Raw genomic sequence first — 18,663 nt, 5'->3', positions numbered from 1 at the left:
ATGAAGCATGACTTTATTGCGGGTCTTTCAGATACGCTTTGAACTGCGGCGACATATAGCTTTTAAATGTGTCGCCTTCCCTGGTGATGAGATACACCGCCAGATGCTGTTTTTCTGCCAGCGCCAGCGCTTTATGCGTGCCCAGTACCATCAGCCCTGTATCCCAGCCATCGGCTTCCAGCGCGGTCGGCGCAATCACCGTCGCTGAAACCAGTTTATGGGTGATCGGCGAACCGGTCGCGGGATCGATAATGTGCGAAAGGCGTTTGCCATCCAGTTCATAGTAATTGCGATAGCTGCCGGACGTACTGATGCCCATGCCCTGCAAATCGACAATCGCCTGCACTGCCGTTTCTTTATCCGTCGGTTTCTGAATCGCCACCTGCCACGGATTGCCCTTCGCATTATGTCCGCGTGAAACTACCGCACCGCCGACAGAAACCAGATAATTGCTGATGCCGTTACCTTCAATCAGGCGCGCCAGATGATCAGTGGCGTAACCTTCGCCGACCGTAGAAAGATCCACGTACATTCCCGGCAAATCTTTTTGCAGATACTGACCGTCACTTTGCTGGATGACTTTCAGATGCTGTAATCCCGTCAGTTTCCGGGCGGCAGTAATCTGATCAGGCGTCGGCGTTTTGACCGGTTGTTTATCCGGCCCGAAACCCCAAAGATTTACCAGCGGGCCGACGGTAATATCCATCGCGCCGCCGGTCAGCGTCCCGATACGCATCGACGTGACAATTGCATCGGCCATGCCTGCGCTGACGGGTTGCGGCACGTTGCCCTGATACTGATTAAAGCGCGAAAGTACGGAGTCTTCTTTGTATGTTGAAAGCTGATGGTCATCTTCTTTGAGCTGCGCCTCGATTTGTTCGCGCAGCGCGGCTTCACGACTTTTATCCACTCCCGCCAGACTGACGCGGTAAAACGTACCCATAGTCTTACCTTCGATCACCAGCGCATCGCCCTGTTCAGCCGCATTGCGATCACAGGCAGACAAGAGAGTGACGCCGCAGAGCAACAGCGCGCAGTGCAAATAAATCGGTTTCAGAAACATGAAAATAGCTCGATTAAGTGCCCGTAGCCGGGCATGAAAAAGTCTCAGGACAGTAAGGGGTTGCACTTAAACCACGCTGCAACAAACTTTCAGTTGGGTGTCACAGGGAAACATCAGCGACTGCGTTTGGCGTGACGTTCCCAGTTTTCCTGCTTCGCCTGCGCGGATTTTTTCAGCGCCACATAACAGGCACCGGCACCGCCGTCTTTCTGGATAGCCACACAGAATGCCTGAACCTCATCAAGTTGTTTCAGCCATTTGGCGAGATAACTGCGCACAATGTTAGCGTGGCTTTCATCATCACGGCCACGACCGTGGATGATAAGCAAAGTCCGCAGATTTTCTGCCTGTGCCTGGCAGAAGAAAGCAAACAGCTCCTGACGACACTGTTCGACCGGTTTGCGCAGCAGGTTCAGGCTGGCTTCCAGCGGATATTTTCCCTGACGGAGTTTGTCGAGAACGCCCTGCTGAACCCCATCGTGTTTGTACTCCAGCGGCTCGTCGCACGGCTGGATATTCAAAAAGCCGGTGGTCAGCGGATTTTCACGTTTCTCTGTCATCTCGTCGATGCTGACCTTCTGTCCGGTGGCTGAGTTTTTGAGGTAAACCACCCGTTTATCCGAGGCCAGTGGCTGAACTCCGGCCATTTCCTGACTGAATAAATCATCATCTTCGCTCATCTGCTTACCTCTTTTCAGCGGTGGGACTGCTCTAAATTATCCCTGTAAACCTCCTGCGGGTAAAGCTGCCAGCAAACTGGCCTGCGCCGGTAAAAAATCCTGAAATGGCGTCGTGTTCAATAAAACTCATTTTTCTATCTATACTTAGCTGCTGGGACAGACATAAATCATGAAGGATTTGCGTCTGTTACCGGCAAAATTGAGGAGAAAAGATGCCTTACCTTGACGATCCCTTGATTATTTTTACTGACCTTGATGGCTCCCTGCTCGATCATCATGATTACAGTTGGCAACCGGCCCAACCGTGGCTGGATAAACTTTCAGCGGCAAAAATTCCGCTTATTCTGACGACCAGTAAAACGCCCGCAGAAGTCGCGACATTGCAGTCGGCTCTGCATCTGACGCACCTGCCTTTTATTGCTGAAAATGGCGCGATGACTCATCTGCCGTCCGACTGGCGAACCGGTGACGAAGCGCCTTTTCATATTAACGGCGCGGGCTACAGTGAGATCCGCCAGACACTGGTCGAACTGCGTCAGCGTTTTGATTTTGAGTTTCGCGGTTTTGGCGATGTGACACCCAAACAGGTCGCCGTCTGGACCGGTTTATCAGAGCCACAAGCTGAGCTTGCTATGCAGCGCGAAGCGTCTGAACCGCTGGTGTGGTTTGGTAATGATCTGGATTTTGCGCATCTGAAAAAATGTCTGGCCCGCGAAGGTCTGGCACTGACGCGCGGCGGCAGGTTCTGGCACGTCATGGCTGCCGGAGCGGGTAAAGGTCAGGCCGTGCAATGGCTGACCGGGCGCTATCAGCAAAAACGCGGACAGCCGGTGATCAGCATCGGTCTTGGCGACGGGCCGAATGATTTATCCATGCTGGAGGCAGTGAATTACGCGGTGGTGATTAAAGGCCACCATGACCATGAAATGCCATTGCATCGTGACGATATCACACGTGTTTTCCGAGCGGACGAATTTGGCCCGCAAGGCTGGAGTCAGGGGCTGAATCATTTTATCCCACTCCTTTAAGGGCAAATTCGAAGAGGAAAATGACCTTTATTAATCGAGTGTTTTCACATTGTTTATCGTTCTGTATTTACAGAGAAGACTTCCAATAATTTTATCTATTCTAAAATTGGAGAATACCGTATGAGCGATTTTTATCAGGATGGAGTCATTACCAATTTTCATAATCTGACTAACCGCAAAGTCGAAGAACTGGAATACGATTTGCAGGTTTTTTCAGGTCGCCGTTCGATGGGGTTAATATTACCGTCTCTGTTTTCAGAACTTGAAGGTCCTGCACTGACCCGCATTGTCGATGAACTGACAAAAGTCCCCTATCTGGAAGAAATCGTTATTGGTTTAGATCGCGCCGACCGCGATCAGTTTTTATTTGCACGTGAATTCTTCTCTCGTCTTCCGCAGCGCCACCGTATTTTATGGAATGACGGTCCGCGTCTGAAAGCGCTGGATGAAGAACTGAAAAAAGAAAATCTTTCACCGAATGAACCGGGCAAAGGCCGCAACGTGTGGTTTTGCGCCGGTTATACACTGGCATCGCGGCGCACATCGGTGGTCGGGCTGCATGATTGTGACATTGTCACGTATAGCCGCGATATGCTGGCTCGCCTGATGTATCCGGTGGCTAATCCCAATTTCCATTACGATTTCTGTAAAGGCTATTACGCCCGCGTCGCCGACGGGAAATTCAATGGCCGCGTGGGACGTCTTCTGGTCTTCCCGCTACTGAAATCACTGCAAATTGTTTACGGTCATTCTGATTTTCTTGAATACCTGCGCACCTTCCGCTACCCGCTTTCCGGCGAATTCGCCATGCGCACGGACATTCTGAATGACCTGCGTATTCCGAGCGACTGGGGGCTGGAAATCGGCGTGCTTTCAGAACTTCATCGCAATACAGCGACCAAGCGTATTTGTCAGGTCGATATCGCCGATACCTACGATCATAAACACCAGCCGATGTCCGAAGATGATGCGACGAACGGCCTGCAACGCATGAGTATCGACATCACTAAGGCGCTTTACCGCAAGATGGCGATTCTTGGCGTGAATATTACCAGCGAATCTTTCCGTATCCTGAAGGCCACTTATTACCGTAATGCGCTGGATATGATTGACGGGTTTGAGAATGACGCAAAAATGAATGGATTGTCGTTTGACCGCCACAGCGAGGAATCTGCCGTGGAGCTGTTTTCCGGCGCGATTATGGAAGCCGGTCAGGCATTTGTGGATACACCCAGCGAAAAGCCGTTTATCCCGAGCTGGAGCCGCGTGCAATCGGCCTTCCCCGATATGCTGGACCGTATTCATGAAGCGGTGGAAAAGGATAATGAGGGCGACGTTTAGCGTTGATTTTCGGCATGTACAAACAAAAAACGCTGCAATCGCAGCGTTTTTTATACCGGTTTGTTACGAAGACTTATGCGGCTTCTTTTTTGCCGGGAAACAGCAAGCTGGTAATAATGCCCAGCGCCAGAACGCCCAGTACCACGTACAGGCTGGCCATAGCGCTGATTTCAATCCCGTGATGCCACAGATGATTACTGGAGTTCAGCGCCAGTTTTGCCGCTACAAAGAACAGCAGGAAAATCACTGATTTCTCGAGATGCACCAGATATTTACGCAATGCTTCGAGCACGAAATACATCGTACGTAAACCGAGAACCGCAAACATCATGGCGGAATAGACAATCAGTGGTTCGCGGCTGACGGCGATAACCGCAGGCACGCTGTCGAATGCAAACATCAGGTCAGAAATCTCTACCACGGCAATACACAGCAGCAACGGCGTCGCGTAACGGACACCCTTTTTCACCGTGAAACTGAAGCCCTGATTTTCAGGTTTTGCCAGTTCCGCTTCAACCTGTTCACTGCTCACTAAAAAATGCGGGCCGACCAGTTTTGGAAACACCGGGAAGAAGCGGCGGACCATTCGGTTAGCGATATGATCTGAATAATCATCATTCTCTTCGTCATCATTACCGGCACGCATCATCAGGATGGCCGTCCACAAAATCACCACGGCAAACACCATTTCGACCCACGGCCCGAGCGCCAGCAAACTTGTGCCGATCACCACGAAAATCCCGCGGAATACGATTGCCCCGATAACACCCCAGTATAGAATGCGGTGACGATAGCCGTCCGGCACTTTGAACCAGGCAAAAATCGCCATAATGACAAACAGGTTATCAATCGAAAGCACCTGCTCCAGCGCATAACCGGTCAGGAACAGGCTGGCGACGTCTTTGCCATGATGGACATACAAAAAACCGGCAAAGCTCAGGGAAACGGCAACCCAGAACAGCGTCCAGAGAGAAGCACTTTTCAGGCCGATGGGCTTATGACTGCGATGCGCAAAGATGTCAGTTAACAATGCGGCAACCGCCACGACGACAAAGACAATGGTTGTTTCCAGCGGAAAACCCAGGGAATCAGACTGCATGACACCTTTCCTAAAAGTAAACGAATGCTAAACGGATGGAGCATTGTAAGCGGTTGTGAAGAGAATGGGTATCAAAGTCGATCCGCTTCAGTGTTTATGCCATAATCCTGTGCGTTTTGTTTCAGGGTTAAAATAATGTGAAACGGGCAAAAAATAATTCTTCTTTCACTGCGATAAATTGATTTAAAGCCTGTATTTGCATAGTCTGAAATATTGTTCTCTTCAATAAATTGATCCTCATTTAAATCTCATTGATTCTCAATTCCACTTTATTGCGCGTGCAGATCAATTTTTTATTTAAAAAAAACCTTTTAAAATCGGGGTTTTTTAACATTTCGCTCTTTTCGCTCCTTTAACCTACTTATCACTCGGCGTAAAAGATGTTAAAATTGACCCATATCAATATTGCCAGAGTGACTCTTATGATCCCGGAAAAGCGTATTATTCGACGTATCCAATCTGGTGGCTGTGCGATCCATTGTCAGGACTGTAGCATTAGCCAGCTTTGTATTCCTTTCACGCTTAATGAGCATGAACTTGACCAGCTCGATAACATTATCGAAAGGAAAAAGCCGATCCAAAAAGGTCAGGCATTGTTTAAAGCCGGTGATGAATTGAAATCCCTTTACGCCATCCGTTCCGGGACTATCAAAAGTTACACCATTACCGAACAAGGTGATGAGCAAATTACCGGTTTCCATCTTGCAGGCGATTTAGTCGGCTTTGATGCTATCGGCGGCTTGCAGCATCCGAGCTTTGCTCAGGCGCTGGAAACGTCAATGGTTTGCGAAATCCCGTTCGAAACTCTGGACGATTTGTCCGGTAAAATGCCGAACCTGCGTCAGCAAATGATGCGACTGATGAGCGGTGAAATCAAAGGCGACCAGGATATGATCCTGTTGCTTTCTAAGAAAAATGCCGAAGAACGTCTGGCTGCATTTATCTATAACCTCTCCCGCCGTTTCGCTCAACGCGGTTTCTCGCAGCGCGAATTCCGCCTGACGATGACCCGTGGCGACATCGGTAACTACCTTGGCCTGACTGTGGAAACCATCAGCCGCCTGCTTGGCCGTTTCCAGAAATCAGAAATGCTGAGTGTTAAAGGTAAATACATCACGATTGAGAATCATGAAATGCTTTCTCTGTTAGCCGGTCAGTCTGCTCCGGTCTCTGCATAATCTGTCAGGCGCCGCCTGATAATTATTGCGTCGGATCATCAAGGAATAATTTGTTGATCCGACTCAATTTCTCCGCTATCCGATTGCTTAATCTTGGTTTACTCTGTACTTAATACACTGACCGCCGTTCTCTTACAGGTGTTAAGGAGTCCCCATGGCTAAGTATCAGAATTTACTCGTTGCTATCGACCCCAATCAGGATGACCAACCCGCGCTGCGTCGTGCCGTATATCTGGTGCAACGTAATGGCGGCAGCATCAAAGCCTTTTTGTCGATTTATGATTTCTCTTATGAGATGACCACCATGCTTTCGCCAGACGAGCGAACCAGCATGCGACAAAGCGTAATCAGCGAACGGGAAGAATGGATTAAAGAACAGTGTCGCTATTATACCGAAGCAGGTATTTCCATCGACGTCAAAGTGGTCTGGCACAACAAACCTTTCGAAGCCATTATTCAGGAAGTGATCGCCGGAAATCATGATTTGCTGTTGAAAATGGCACATCAACATGACCGTCTTGAATCCGTGATTTTCACACCTACCGACTGGAATTTACTGCGCAAGTGCCCTTGCCCGGTCTGGATGGTGAAAGACCAGCCTTGGCCTGAAGGCGGTAAAGCCGTCGTCGCCGTCAACCTTTCCAGCGAAGAACCCTATCACGACCCGCTCAACATCAAACTGGTGAAAGAAACTATCGAACTGGCCTCTCACGTTAATCAGACGGAAGTTCATCTGGTCGGCGCGTATCCGGTCACGCCGATTAACATCGCCATCGAACTGCCTGACTTTGACCCGAGCGTTTACAATGACGCTATCCGTGGTCAGCACCTGATTGCGATGAAAGCATTGCGTCAGAAATTCCAGCTCGACGAAAAATTCACCCATGTGGAAAAAGGCTTGCCGGAAGAAGTCATTCCTGACCTTGCCGAGCATTTGCAGGCGGGTGTGGTTGTTCTCGGCGCAATCGGGCGTACCGGTCTTTCTGCGGCGTTTTTGGGGAATACCACCGAACAGGTGATCGATCATCTGAAATGCGATTTACTGGCCATCAAACCGGATGATTTTGAATGTCCGATTACATCAGATGACGATGAAGAAGATGACGACGAGTAATCAGTGATAATAATCGCTGAATAACGCATAAAAGAAAGGCCAGTCAAATGACTGGCCTTTTTCATTTCGGCTCAGGAATTACAGAGCACGCAGGATTTTCTCAACGCTTTCTTTGGCGTCGCCAAACAGCATCTGAGTGTTTTCTTTGAAGAACAGCGGGTTTTGCACGCCGGCATAACCGGTATTCATTGAACGTTTAAAGACAATCACGTTCTGCGCTTTCCACACTTCCAGCACCGGCATGCCGGCGATTGGACTGCGTGGATCTTCCTGGGCCGCCGGGTTAACGGTGTCATTGGCACCGATCACCAACACAACGTCGGTATCGCTGAAATCGTCGTTGATTTCGTCCATTTCCAGCACGATGTCGTAAGGCACTTTCGCCTCAGCCAGCAGTACGTTCATATGGCCCGGCAGACGCCCCGCAACAGGGTGAATACCAAAACGTACCTTGATGCCTTTGGCGCGCAGTTTGGCGGTAATATCGTGAACCGGATACTGTGCCTGAGCCACCGCCATGCCGTAGCCAGGGGTGATGATCACTGAGCTGGCGTTTTTCAGCAGTTCTGCCACGTCTTCCGCGCTCGCTTCGTGATACTCACCCATTTCATCCGCATCGCCGGTAGAAGAACCATCGGTCCCGAAACCACCCGCAATCACGCTGATAAACGAACGGTTCATCGCTTTACACATGATGTAAGACAGGATCGCACCCGAAGAACCAACCAGCGCACCGGTCACGATCAGCAGGTCGTTGCTGAGCATAAAGCCCGCCGCCGCCGCTGCCCAACCGGAATACGAGTTCAGCATGGACACCACAACCGGCATATCCGCCCCACCGATGGAAGACACCAGATGCCAGCCGAACGCCAGAGCGATCACGGTCATGATCAGCAGTGCAACAACCTGCAAGCCGACGCTTTCAGTGCGGACAAACATGACCATCAGCAGGAAAGAAACGACCAGCGCCGCCAGATTGAGCTTATGACGGTGTGGCAATGCCAGCGGTTTGGAAGAAATAATCCCACGCAGTTTGCCGAACGCCACAATCGAACCGGTGAATGTTACGGCACCGATGAAGATACCGAGGAAGACTTCGGTGAGATGGATGTTTTCCATCACACCTTCCATCGGAACGGCACCGTGATCCAGATAGCTGTTAAAGCCCACCAGAACCGCTGCCAGACCCACGAAGCTGTGCAGAATCGCAACCAGCTCAGGCATTTCGGTCATTTCGACTTTACGTGCCAGATAAACACCAATCGCACCGCCGATCACCATTGCTATAATGATCCAGCCAACGTTACCGGAGTCAGGACCAAGAATGGTCGCGATTAACGCGATGGCCATCCCGGTGACGCCGAAAATGTTACCCTGTTTGGATGTTTCATGTTTTGACAGCCCGGCAAGGCTGCAAATAAACAGAATAGCGGCAACAATATATGCTGCTGTAACTAAACCCCCAGACATATATTCCCCTTAGTTCTTACGAAACATCTTCAGCATGCGCTGAGTGACGGTGAATCCGCCGAAAATATTGATACTGGCAATCAGCACGGCAATAAAGGACAGGAAGCTGACCCATCCGCCATGACCGATTTGCAGTACGGCACCGACCACAATAATCCCTGAAATGGCGTTCGTTACCGACATCAGCGGGGTATGCAGCGCATGGCTGACATTCCACACAACGTAGTAACCGACCACACAGGACAGCGCAAATACCGTGAAGTGAGAGAGGAACTCTTTCGGTGCCACATTCGCCAGCCAGCCAAACAGCACAATCGCTACGGCCATAATGATGAATTTGGTCCACGGAGACGCGGGTTTAGCTTCAGCTTTTGCTACCGGCTCCGCCGCTTTCGCCGCCTGAGGTTGAGCAGAAACCTGAATTGGCGGTGCTGGCCAGGTCACTTCACCGGCTTTCACTACGGTCACACCGCGCACAACGGTATCTTCAAAATCGATCTCGATTTCGCCGTTTTTCTCTTTACACAGTAATTTGAGCAGGTTAACCAGATTGGTACCGTACAGCTGGGAAGACTGCGTCGGCAAACGGCTTGGCAGATCGGTATAACCGATAATCTTCACGCCATTTTCGGTAGTGGTAATTTGATCAGCCACTGTCAGTTCGCAGTTACCGCCGGTTTGTGCCGCCAGATCGACGATCACGCTGCCCGGTTTCATCGAAGCGACCATCTCTTTGGTGATAAGCTTCGGTGCCGGACGCCCCGGTATAAGCGCGGTGGTCACGATGATGTCCACTTCTTCGGCCTGGGCTGCGAACAGCGCCATTTCCGCTTTAATGAAGGCTTCTGACATCACTTTCGCGTAGCCGTCACCACTGCCCGCTTCTTCTTCGAAGTCCAGTTCAAGGAACTCCGCGCCCATACTTTTTACCTGTTCCTTCACTTCAGGACGGGTATCAAAAGCACGAACGATAGCGCCGAGGCTTCCTGCTGCGCCGATGGCAGCCAGGCCAGCCACACCGGCACCGATAATCATGACTTTTGCCGGCGGCACTTTACCCGCAGCAGTGATCTGCCCGGTAAAGAAACGACCAAATTCATGGGCGGCTTCCACAATCGCGCGATAACCGGCGATGTTAGCCATTGAGCTCAAGGCATCCAGAGATTGTGCGCGGGAAATACGTGGCACAGAATCCATTGCCATTGCCGTCACCTGACGGTCAGCCAGTTTTTGGATAAGCTCAGGATTTTGCGCAGGCCAGATAAAGCTGACCAGCGTGGTGCCTGCCTGTAATTTATCGATTTCATCGTTTTCAGGCGCATTCACCTTCAATACGATATCTGATTGCCATACATCATCGCCGCTGACGACAGATGCACCCGCCAGTTCATAAGCTGCATCGTCAAAGCTGGCTAATTTACCGGCTCCTTGTTCGATAGCGACCGTAAAGCCGAGTTTAAGCAACTGTTCCACCGTCTTCGGCGTGGCTGCAACTCGGGCTTCATTGGTCAACCGCTCTCTTGGTACACCAATACGCATAGTATTCCCTTCACCCTTTTCATTGATGATTTGTGTCATCGTCATAACAATTCAACTTCAGGCCTGCCGGTTAATAATAATCCCCGGTGTGTATTTTCTCAGGCCGCTTATAACCTACTGAATATCTAATCAATAATCTACGTATCACAGCGATAGTCAGACAATTAATAATAAAAAAGTTGATATGGGCCGCAAACCTGCTGCAAACCTGAGTAAACAGGCCTTTAATCCACCTAAGAACGGGCTTTAAACCCGATCTATCACTGAGGATTTCTCTACCATAACCCGCTCAGGTCGGGCATAAAAGTTAGAAAATAGTGAATAATTAACATTTATTTCACTACTTGGATTATTCAATAAACTTATATAAGTTATGCCTGGTTTAAAAAGTAGCTGTTATTGTCGGTGGCGCACGCATTATTGCCATAAATTGCTGAGACACTCGGCATTGTTACATGCAATAATCGGCCGCTAACCTGTTACACATCAAGAATTCAGCACGTTTCAACATTACTGCGCAAGGTGAAAGGATTTTTTATGAAGCTGACAAAAACGATCATCGCATCGGCCCTGTTTTCTGTTTCTGCGCTGTCGGCTGCACATGCCGCGCAGGAAATTAGCCCGCAGAAAGCTGCAGCCATTAAGCCTTTTGATCGCATTGTTATTACCGGGCGTTTCAACACGCTGGGCGATGCGGCTGATGCCGTGTCCCGCCGAGCCGATACGCTGGGTGCAGATTATTTTTATATTCAAGATACCAACAGCTCTAACAATAGCGGTAACTGGCGTGTAGTTGCAGATATCTATAAAAAAGATGCGCCGGAAGTGAGCAAAGACCCACACTATCGTGTCATTAATGGCGTGGTAGAGCTGCCGAAAGACGTCGCTTACGGACTCGAGCCTTTTGATACTGTGACTGTCAGCGGTTTCTACCGCAGTCAGCCAGACGTTAACGATGCCATTACGAAAGCCGCGAAAGAGAAAGGGGCTGACTCCTTCTTCATCGTACGCCAGATTGATGCCAACAGCGGCGGTAACCAGTACATCACCGCGTTTATTTATAAGAAAGATGCGCCAAAACGTGTGGTTCAGTCGCCTGATGCTATCCCTGCTGATTCTGAAGCCGGTAAAGCAGCACTGGCTGCCGGTGGTGCCGCTGCGAAGACAGTTGAAATCCCTGGCGTGGCGTCTTCCGGCAGTCCAAGCCGTGACGTAGGCCGTTTCTTTGAAACTCAGTCTTCTACCGGTAAACGTTACACCGTCACAGCAACCAACGGCGCGAAAATTCAGGAAGTGAATGACGTGACCGCTGCTCAGATGGTGCCGTTTGATTCCACGACCTTCACCGGTCACTTCAACAGCACCACTGACGTTTCGCAGGAAGTGGCGAACCGTGCTGCTGCCAAAGGCGCCAAGTTCTACCACATTACCCGCCAGTGGCAGAACAAAAGCGGTGGCAACCTCACCGTCAGCGCAGACTTCTTCAAATAAGTCTGAGCCGCAAACAGCAAAGGGCAGCCCATGTGGCTGCCTTTTCTTTTGGGTAACCGCCCTTTCAGACGCTCATTTGCCCCAGGTTCTTTCCAGAACATTAATCCAGTTTTTGTAGCAGATTTTCTCCAGCAGCACCTGACCGTATCCCGCTTTACGCAGTGCTTCTACCAGCACAGGTAAACCGCGCACGTCCTTCAAAAACGGTGCCATAGACGCCCCGTCAAAATCTGAACCGAAGCCCACGCCGTCTTCGCCCAGATGTTCAACCAGATAATCCACGTGACGCACCATGATATCTGTGCCGGTGTCGTCGCTGCGTTTGCCGTCTTCGCGCAGGAATGGCACCGCAAAGTTCAGTCCGACAAAACCGCTGCTCTCTTTGATTGCGCCAAGCTGTTTGTCAGTCAGGTTACGCGACTGCGGACAAATGCTGTAAGCATTGGAATGACTGGCCACCAGCGGCGAATCACTCAGTTCAGCGACCTGCCAGAAGCCTTTTTCGTTCAGATGCGACAAATCAATCATGATGCGTTTCTGGTTACAGGCTTTGATCAGCCGGATACCCGCATCTGTCAGTCCCGGTCCGGTGTCCGGTGATGTCTGATATTTGAACGGAACGCCTTCGCCGAAGATGTTCGGACGACTCCATACCGGACCGAGTGAACGCAGCCCCATGCTGTAAAGCACATCAAGATTATATAAATCCTCATCTATCGCTTCCGCCCCTTCGATATGCATAACCACAGCTAATGCATGGTTATCTATCGACTGTCTGATCTCCTGCGCGGTACGACAGATTTTCACCTTTCCCTGGGACTGCTCTTCGATTCTCAGTAAGAACGCCATCATGCCAAATGTGACATCACGTGCAAAATCGAAAGAAGGTGTCGGGGAAAAATCAGGATGCTTTTGAGTACCTTCCGGCAGAAAACGGGTGTCCACAGTACGATCAGGCACGCTATTTGCAAGATCCACATCTGGAGCAGGCACCCAGGCGGCGAAAAGCCCGCCGGCAAAGCCTGCGTCACGACAGCGCGGCAGGTCTAATTGTCCGCTGGCGGGTCCCTGAAGGAATGTCTGTGCAGGATCCTGACGATGTTCGTTCCAAAGTTGTAGCAAAACATCGTTATGTCCATCAAAAACCGGCATTAATTCTTCAGTTCCGTGCGCTACGTTATTCATAAAAAAGGTCTACCTTTGATTGAGCATGACTAAGACAACGGAGAATTGTTCAGCCAGGGTGCACTCACAACGTGAAATTGCACCAGGAGAGAACAAGCACAGTACGCTTCACATTAGTTTTTTCGATATGAAGCATCGGGTGTGTAAAGCAACGGTTTTTCATTTAAGCCAGTTGTCCGGAGTTTAGTCAAGGGTTGGCCAACGTGATTTTTAATTTTACTTTTATATATCAACACGATGGGAGTGGTTATGGTTACCAGGCGTCAATTTGTTACCGGTTTCTCCGCAATACCTGTTCTGTCCTACCTGAAATTCGACACGGTCTTTGCCGCCACGCCAGCGTCAATTCTGGTGATGGCCATCCAGCTCGATATCATTACCAGCCTTGATCCGCATGAAAGTTTCGAGTCCGTGGGCAGTGAAATTACCGGCAATATGTACCAGCAATTGGTGAAACCAAAACTGGCCTCCCCTGATGAAATCGAAGGCGATCTGGCTGTTTCTTGGACCGCTTCCGACGATAAAAAAACCTTCACGTTCAAACTGGATCCGAAAGCTAAATGGGCGGACGGTAAACCGGTCACCGCCGAAGACGCCGCGTTTTCTCTGCAACGCGTGGTGAAACTCGACAAGAGCCCGGCGTACATCATCAACCAGTTCGGCTATACCAAAGATAACGTCGACGGCCTGATCACAGCACCTGACGCCGAAACGCTGGTGATTAAGACCACTGAACCGGCATCTGAATCCTTCCTGCTGTATTGCCTGACGGCTAACGTCGGCAGCATCGTGCAGAAATCTGCCTGTCTGGCCAATCAGGCGGGTGATGACCTGGGTAATGCGTGGCTGAAGAAAAACAGCGCGGGTTCCGGTGCCTTCAAACTGCGTGACTGGAAAGTCAGTGAATCTGTGATTCTGGAAAGCAACAAAAACAACCCGCACGCGGGCAAAATCCAGCGCATCATCATGCGTCATATCATCGACCCTTCTGCCCAGCTGTTAATGTTGCAGAAAGGCGATATTGATATCGCGCGTAACCTGACCACCGAACAGCTGCGTCCGCTGATGAAGGACAAAAACTTCACGCTGGTACAGAAAGGGATTGCCGGCACCTTTATGCTTTCTGCCAACACCGCGCACCCGAATCTTGCCAAACCGCAGGTCTGGCAGGCGATCAAATGGGCAATCGATTACGAAAATATCCAGCAGCATATCGTGCCGCTGACTCACAAAATTCATCAGAGCTTCCTGCCGGAAGGTTTCCCGGCGGCGGTAAATACCATCATGTACAAACGTGATGTGGCAAAAGCCAAATCGCTGCTGGCCGAAGCCGGTTTCCCTAACGGTTTTGAAATCACGCTGGATCACTATTCCGCCTCGCCTTCTTCCGATATCGTGCAGGCATTACAAGCGAACCTTGCTGAAGTCGGGATTAAAGTCACCCTGCTGGCAGCCGAAAGCCGTCAGGTGCTGACAAAAATGCGCGCACGTCAGCAGCAACTGGCCATGACCCAATGGGGCGCAGATTACTTTGACCCTAACTCTAACGCCGAAGCCTTTTGCAGCAATCCGGATAACACCGATAAAGCGAAAAGCCGCACCCTGGCGTGGCGTTGCAGCTGGCAGGATAAAGAGATATCAGATCTCAGCACCAAAGCGCTGAAAGAGTCTGATCCGGCCACACGCATCAAGCTTTACGAAGAGCTGCAGACCAGACATATGGAAAACAGTCCGTTTGCCATCATGTTGCAGCCCACCATGACCGCCGCCTGCCGTAACGTCATTTCCGGCGTGGTATTAACAGTAATGAGCACCAGCCCATACGAGAAGGTTGTTAAAGCGTGAGCAAGAGACTCAAAGGATTTCTGAGTACCTGCATCAGCGTTTGTCTTACTTTGTTTGGTCTGTCGGTAGTGACTTTTTTCATCGGTCGCGTGATGCCGACAGACCCGGTTCTGGCTGCGGTTGGCGATAACGCCCCGCAGGCAGTCGTCGAACGGGTTCGTCATGAAATGGGGCTGGACCAGCCCCTCTGGATGCAGTTCTTCCATTATCTCAGTCAGGTGTTTCACGGTGATTTAGGCCGTTCCGCCCTGACCTCCAATCTGGTCACCACCGATATCGCGCGCTTTTTCCCGGCCACGCTGGAACTGGCGACAGCGGCCATCATTATTGCGGCCATTGTCGGCATTCCGCTGGGCGTGTGGGCAGCAACGCGTCAGGGCAGCTGGATTGACCAGACCATCCGCGTGGTGTGTCTGGCGGGTCACTCGCTGCCGGTGTTCGTGCTGGCGCTGCTCAGCCTGCTGATTTTCTACTCCGCGCTGGGTATCGCGCCGGGGCCGGGACGTCAGGACATCATTTATCAGGACATGATCCCCCAGGTGACCGGTTTGCTTACCGTCGATTCTCTGCTGGCCGGTGACATGGGCGCATTTTGGGATGCTCTCGCGCATATGGCGCAACCGGTGCTGATCCTCGCGTATTTCAGCATGGCTTACATCACCCGCATGACCCGTACTTTTATGCTCAATGCACTCGGCGGCGAATATGTAATTACCGCCCGCGCCAAGGGGCTTTCTGCGCAACGCGTTATCTGGAAACACGCTTTCCCGACCGTCGGCGTGCAGCTGATTACGGTACTTGCGCTGACGTATGCCGGTTTGCTGGAAGGTGCAGTGGTCACTGAAAACGTCTTCTCCTGGCCGGGCCTCGGGCAATACCTCACTGTCTCGCTGATGAATGCGGATATGAACCCGGTGATCGGCTCCACACTGCTGATCGGCGCGATTTACGTGCTGCTCAACCTGCTGGCCGACCTTCTCTACCGACTATTGGATCCCCGCGTAAAATGAGCACTCTACCGGATACATCTCAACCCCGTGCGGGCAGCCGCGCCTGGCTGCTGGCGGATACTCCGCATACCCGGACACAAGCCGTCTGGGGACGTCGTTACCGCATCTGGCTTGGTCTGCGCAAAAATCCGCTGGCCGTCACCGGTCTTTTCACCGTACTTATCGTATTGCTGATTTCGGTCTGTGCGCCGTGGCTGACCAGTTATGACCCCGGCGCGCAGGATCTGGCGCACCGGCTGGAAAAACCGTCGTCCCTGCACTGGCTGGGCACCGATGAGCTGGGACGCGACACCCTGAGCCGTATTCTTTACGGTGGACGTATCACGCTCGGAATGGTGATTATCGTGGTGGCGATTGTCGCCCCGCTCGGCCTGCTGATTGGCTGCGTGGCCGGTTACGCGGGCGGATTGCTTGACCGCATTCTGATGCGCATTACCGATATCTTCCTGGCGTTCCCGCGTCTGATCCTGGCTCTGGCCTTTGTGGCTGCGCTCAAACCCGGCATCGAAAGTGCCATTCTGGCGATCGCGCTCACCGCATGGCCTCCGTATGCCCGTCTCGCCCGCGCCGAAACCATGCAGGTACGCGGCACGGATTATATTGCCGCCTGCCGTCTGACCGGCGCGACACCGGCGCGTATTGTGCTGCGCCATATCATGCCGCTGTGCGTGCCCAGTCTGGTGGTACGTATCACGCTGGATATGAGCTCGATCATTATCACCGCCGCCAGCCTCGGTTTTCTGGGGATGGGCGCACAGCCGCCGTCACCGGAATGGGGGGCAATGATTGCCACCGCGCGCCGTTTCCTGTTCAGCGAATGGTGGGTGCCGCTGATCCCGGCCATTGCGATTTTCGTCACGTCACTGGCGTTCAACTTCCTCGGCGACGGCCTGCGCGACGTCCTCGATCCTAAGGAGAAATGATGCTGGTTGATATCAAAGATCTGCATATTACGTTCCAGACCAACAGCGGCAGTTTCGACGCGGTTCGCGGCGTATCGCTGTCTCTGGGCAAAGAAAAATTTGGGATTGTCGGCGAAAGCGGCTCGGGAAAATCGCTGACCGCGCGTTGTCTGATGAACCTGCTGCCATCGAGCGCAAAATGCCGCGCCGAAACACTGTCTTTCGACGGTATCGACCTGCGCAATGCCAGTGAAAAACAGATGCGCCAGATCCGCGGTAAACGCGTCGGCTTCATTTTGCAGGATCCGAAATACTCACTAAATCCGGTAATGCCGGTTGGTAAACAGGTGGCGGAAGCGTGGCAGACGCATAAAGGCGGGTCGAAAAAGCAGGCGATGAACGCCGCCATAGAACTGCTGGATCAGGTGCGTATCCGCGACCCGCATAAAGTCGCTGAGCGTTACGCTCATGAAGTTTCCGGCGGTATGGGACAGCGCGTGATGATCGCCATGATGCTGGCACCCGACCCGGAACTGATGATTGCCGATGAACCGACCAGCGCGCTGGATGCCACCGTGCAGGCCGAGATTTTGCGCCTGCTGGATGATTTGGTGTCCAGTCGCGGCATGGGACTGATCCTGATAAGCCATGATTTGCCGCTGGTATCCAAATTCTGCGACCGCGTGGCCGTAATGTATGCGGGACGTATTGTCGAAACCTTACAGGCGGGCGACCTGCTGAAAGCGCAACATCCTTACACCCGCGGGCTGCTGGAATGTCTGCCGTCGCTGAAACATCCTCGCGACAGACTGCCGGTTCTGGTGCGTGACGAAGCATGGAAAACCTCATGACTGATCAATCCCCTCTTATCTGTCAGGATTTAGATAACAGCAAAATTATTCTGAACAATCTGCGCATTGCTTTTGGTGATACTGAAGTAGTGAAAGGCGTGAGTTTCAGCGTTGCGCCCGGCGAATGCTTCGGGATTGTCGGTGAAAGTGGCTCAGGAAAATCGACCATTTTACGTGCCCTGGCCGGACTCAATCAGTCATGGTCAGGAGAAATGGTGATTGGCGGCGAAGACCAGCTTGCCGTGCGTCAGAAACGCTTCTTCCGCCGCGTGCAAATGGTATTTCAGGATCCCTACGGCTCGCTGCATCCGCGCCAGACCATTGACCGCATTCTCAGCGAACCGCTCATCGTTCATGGTTTTCTCAATATTGAGAAACGGATAACCGATGCCCTGAGTGAAGTTGGTCTGCCTCAGGCGGTGCGGTTTCGTTTTCCGCATCAGCTTTCCGGCGGCCAGCGTCAGCGAGTCGCCATTGCGCGGGCAATGATTTCGGAACCGGAAATTTTACTGCTGGATGAACCGACTTCGGCGCTGGATGTTTCGGTGCAGGCGGAGATCCTCAACCTGCTGAGCGACCTGCGCGAGCGGCGGAAACTGACTTATATTCTCGTCAGCCACAATCTGGCCGTAGTAACGCATCTTTGCACCAGCATTGGCGTGATGATTGGTGGTGAAATGGTCGAGCTTCTGAGCGCAGACGATTTACGGACGGGCAACGTCACCCATCCGCATACAGCAGAATTACGATCGTTAAGTCTCAGTTTAGAGGAGCCCGAATAACCGTTGCACAAACGGACATTATTCCGGTCTCACGGGCAGTCTGGGCTGCCCTCTTATTCACTGATAGACAGTCTGTGGAGATTCT

The 18,663-nt window shown here is 51.7% G+C and carries 16 protein-coding genes; 10 read left to right on the top strand and 6 right to left on the bottom strand.

Annotated elements, in window-relative coordinates; all coding sequences use genetic code 11:
- Positions 1-13 precede the first annotated feature (13 nt).
- Positions 14-1,063, bottom strand: a complete 1,050-nt coding sequence (apbE, locus tag J1784_RS08670; protein ID WP_217148857.1) for an FAD:protein FMN transferase ApbE — start codon at positions 1,061-1,063, stop codon at positions 14-16.
- A 113-nt stretch (positions 1,064-1,176) separates the two neighbouring features.
- Entirely contained in the window at positions 1,177-1,743 is a 567-nt protein-coding gene (smrA, locus tag J1784_RS08665; RefSeq protein ID WP_217148856.1) for a DNA endonuclease SmrA, read from the bottom strand.
- 212 nt (positions 1,744-1,955) lie between these two features.
- Between smrA and J1784_RS08660 the strand changes: the two genes are divergently transcribed.
- Positions 1,956-2,771 (top strand): mannosyl-3-phosphoglycerate phosphatase-related protein, encoded by an 816-nt coding sequence (locus J1784_RS08660; RefSeq protein ID WP_217148855.1) that lies wholly within the window; start codon positions 1,956-1,958, stop codon positions 2,769-2,771.
- Positions 2,772-2,891: 120 nt separating this feature from the next.
- A complete protein-coding gene (locus J1784_RS08655) occupies positions 2,892-4,112 on the top strand; it encodes a glycosyltransferase family protein (protein ID WP_112288685.1) in 1,221 nt (406 codons plus the stop codon).
- 73 nt (positions 4,113-4,185) lie between these two features.
- Here J1784_RS08655 and J1784_RS08650 read toward each other — a convergent pair whose 3' ends face one another.
- On the bottom strand, positions 4,186-5,211 hold the full coding sequence (locus tag J1784_RS08650) for a TerC/Alx family metal homeostasis membrane protein (RefSeq protein ID WP_217148854.1): 1,026 nt from the start codon (positions 5,209-5,211) through the stop codon (positions 4,186-4,188).
- A 422-nt stretch (positions 5,212-5,633) separates the two neighbouring features.
- On the opposite strand from J1784_RS08650, the gene J1784_RS08645 reads away from it, so the two are divergent.
- Together J1784_RS08645 and uspE are read left to right on the top strand one after the other, a co-directional pair.
- Positions 5,634-6,389, top strand: coding sequence for an FNR family transcription factor (locus tag J1784_RS08645; protein ID WP_217148902.1), 756 nt, complete (start codon positions 5,634-5,636; stop codon positions 6,387-6,389).
- Positions 6,390-6,543: 154 nt separating this feature from the next.
- Positions 6,544-7,503 (top strand): universal stress protein UspE, encoded by a 960-nt coding sequence (gene uspE, locus J1784_RS08640; protein WP_217148853.1) that lies wholly within the window; start codon positions 6,544-6,546, stop codon positions 7,501-7,503.
- A 78-nt stretch (positions 7,504-7,581) separates the two neighbouring features.
- Here uspE and pntB read toward each other — a convergent pair whose 3' ends face one another.
- Both pntB and pntA read right to left on the bottom strand, forming a co-directional pair.
- Entirely contained in the window at positions 7,582-8,973 is a 1,392-nt protein-coding gene (pntB, locus tag J1784_RS08635; RefSeq protein ID WP_217148852.1) for a Re/Si-specific NAD(P)(+) transhydrogenase subunit beta, read from the bottom strand.
- A gap of 9 nt (positions 8,974-8,982) precedes the next feature.
- Entirely contained in the window at positions 8,983-10,512 is a 1,530-nt protein-coding gene (gene pntA / locus J1784_RS08630; protein WP_217148901.1) for a Re/Si-specific NAD(P)(+) transhydrogenase subunit alpha, read from the bottom strand.
- 537 nt (positions 10,513-11,049) lie between these two features.
- Here pntA and ydgH point away from each other — a divergent pair.
- Positions 11,050-12,003, top strand: a complete 954-nt coding sequence (gene ydgH / locus J1784_RS08625) for a DUF1471 family protein YdgH (RefSeq protein ID WP_120507634.1) — start codon at positions 11,050-11,052, stop codon at positions 12,001-12,003.
- Positions 12,004-12,075: 72 nt separating this feature from the next.
- Here ydgH and J1784_RS08620 read toward each other — a convergent pair whose 3' ends face one another.
- Positions 12,076-13,188, bottom strand: coding sequence for a dipeptidase (locus J1784_RS08620; RefSeq protein ID WP_217148851.1), 1,113 nt, complete (start codon positions 13,186-13,188; stop codon positions 12,076-12,078).
- Between the two features lie 249 nt (positions 13,189-13,437).
- On the opposite strand from J1784_RS08620, the gene J1784_RS08615 reads away from it, so the two are divergent.
- Genes J1784_RS08615 through J1784_RS08595 form a run of 5 tightly spaced genes read left to right on the top strand, consistent with a single transcriptional unit; the run spans position 13,438 to position 18,578 of the window.
- Entirely contained in the window at positions 13,438-15,033 is a 1,596-nt protein-coding gene (locus J1784_RS08615; RefSeq protein ID WP_217148850.1) for an ABC transporter substrate-binding protein, read from the top strand.
- The gene (locus J1784_RS08610; protein WP_112288693.1) at positions 15,030-16,043 is read left to right on the top strand and encodes an ABC transporter permease; all 1,014 of its coding nucleotides are present in this window, start codon (positions 15,030-15,032) and stop codon (positions 16,041-16,043) included. The genes J1784_RS08615 and J1784_RS08610 overlap by 4 nt, the downstream gene beginning before the upstream one ends.
- A complete protein-coding gene (locus tag J1784_RS08605; protein ID WP_217148849.1) occupies positions 16,040-16,966 on the top strand; it encodes an ABC transporter permease in 927 nt (308 codons plus the stop codon). Before J1784_RS08610 ends, J1784_RS08605 begins: the two co-directional genes overlap by 4 nt.
- Positions 16,966-17,796 carry an ABC transporter ATP-binding protein gene (locus J1784_RS08600; RefSeq protein WP_217148848.1) on the top strand — a complete coding sequence of 277 codons (831 nt, stop codon included), beginning with the start codon at positions 16,966-16,968 and terminating at the stop codon, positions 17,794-17,796. The genes J1784_RS08605 and J1784_RS08600 overlap by 1 nt, the downstream gene beginning before the upstream one ends.
- Positions 17,793-18,578, top strand: coding sequence for an ABC transporter ATP-binding protein (locus tag J1784_RS08595; RefSeq protein WP_217148847.1), 786 nt, complete (start codon positions 17,793-17,795; stop codon positions 18,576-18,578). The genes J1784_RS08600 and J1784_RS08595 overlap by 4 nt, the downstream gene beginning before the upstream one ends.
- Positions 18,579-18,663 lie beyond the last annotated feature (85 nt).

The sequence above is a fragment of the Rahnella ecdela genome (assembly GCF_019049625.1).
In the GTDB taxonomy this organism is placed as follows: Bacteria; Pseudomonadota; Gammaproteobacteria; order Enterobacterales; family Enterobacteriaceae; genus Rahnella; species Rahnella ecdela.
Note: the sequence above shows the minus strand (reverse complement) of the source record. Positions and strands in the feature narration are given on the sequence as shown.

What these genes read in the sequence shown, in the direction of transcription:
- apbE (WP_217148857.1), bottom strand. Translation starts at nt 1,063, where the DNA reads ATGTTTCTGAAACCGATTTATTTGCACTGCGCGCTGTTGCTCTGCGGC.
- smrA (WP_217148856.1), bottom strand. Translation starts at nt 1,743, where the DNA reads ATGAGCGAAGATGATGATTTATTCAGTCAGGAAATGGCCGGAGTTCAG.
- J1784_RS08660 (WP_217148855.1), top strand. Translation starts at nt 1,956, where the DNA reads ATGCCTTACCTTGACGATCCCTTGATTATTTTTACTGACCTTGATGGC.
- J1784_RS08655 (WP_112288685.1), top strand. Translation starts at nt 2,892, where the DNA reads ATGAGCGATTTTTATCAGGATGGAGTCATTACCAATTTTCATAATCTG.
- J1784_RS08650 (WP_217148854.1), bottom strand. Translation starts at nt 5,211, where the DNA reads ATGCAGTCTGATTCCCTGGGTTTTCCGCTGGAAACAACCATTGTCTTT.
- J1784_RS08645 (WP_217148902.1), top strand. Translation starts at nt 5,634, where the DNA reads ATGATCCCGGAAAAGCGTATTATTCGACGTATCCAATCTGGTGGCTGT.
- uspE (WP_217148853.1), top strand. Translation starts at nt 6,544, where the DNA reads ATGGCTAAGTATCAGAATTTACTCGTTGCTATCGACCCCAATCAGGAT.
- pntB (WP_217148852.1), bottom strand. Translation starts at nt 8,973, where the DNA reads ATGTCTGGGGGTTTAGTTACAGCAGCATATATTGTTGCCGCTATTCTG.
- pntA (WP_217148901.1), bottom strand. Translation starts at nt 10,512, where the DNA reads ATGCGTATTGGTGTACCAAGAGAGCGGTTGACCAATGAAGCCCGAGTT.
- ydgH (WP_120507634.1), top strand. Translation starts at nt 11,050, where the DNA reads ATGAAGCTGACAAAAACGATCATCGCATCGGCCCTGTTTTCTGTTTCT.
- J1784_RS08620 (WP_217148851.1), bottom strand. Translation starts at nt 13,188, where the DNA reads ATGAATAACGTAGCGCACGGAACTGAAGAATTAATGCCGGTTTTTGAT.
- J1784_RS08615 (WP_217148850.1), top strand. Translation starts at nt 13,438, where the DNA reads ATGGTTACCAGGCGTCAATTTGTTACCGGTTTCTCCGCAATACCTGTT.
- J1784_RS08605 (WP_217148849.1), top strand. Translation starts at nt 16,040, where the DNA reads ATGAGCACTCTACCGGATACATCTCAACCCCGTGCGGGCAGCCGCGCC.
- J1784_RS08600 (WP_217148848.1), top strand. Translation starts at nt 16,966, where the DNA reads ATGCTGGTTGATATCAAAGATCTGCATATTACGTTCCAGACCAACAGC.
- J1784_RS08595 (WP_217148847.1), top strand. Translation starts at nt 17,793, where the DNA reads ATGACTGATCAATCCCCTCTTATCTGTCAGGATTTAGATAACAGCAAA.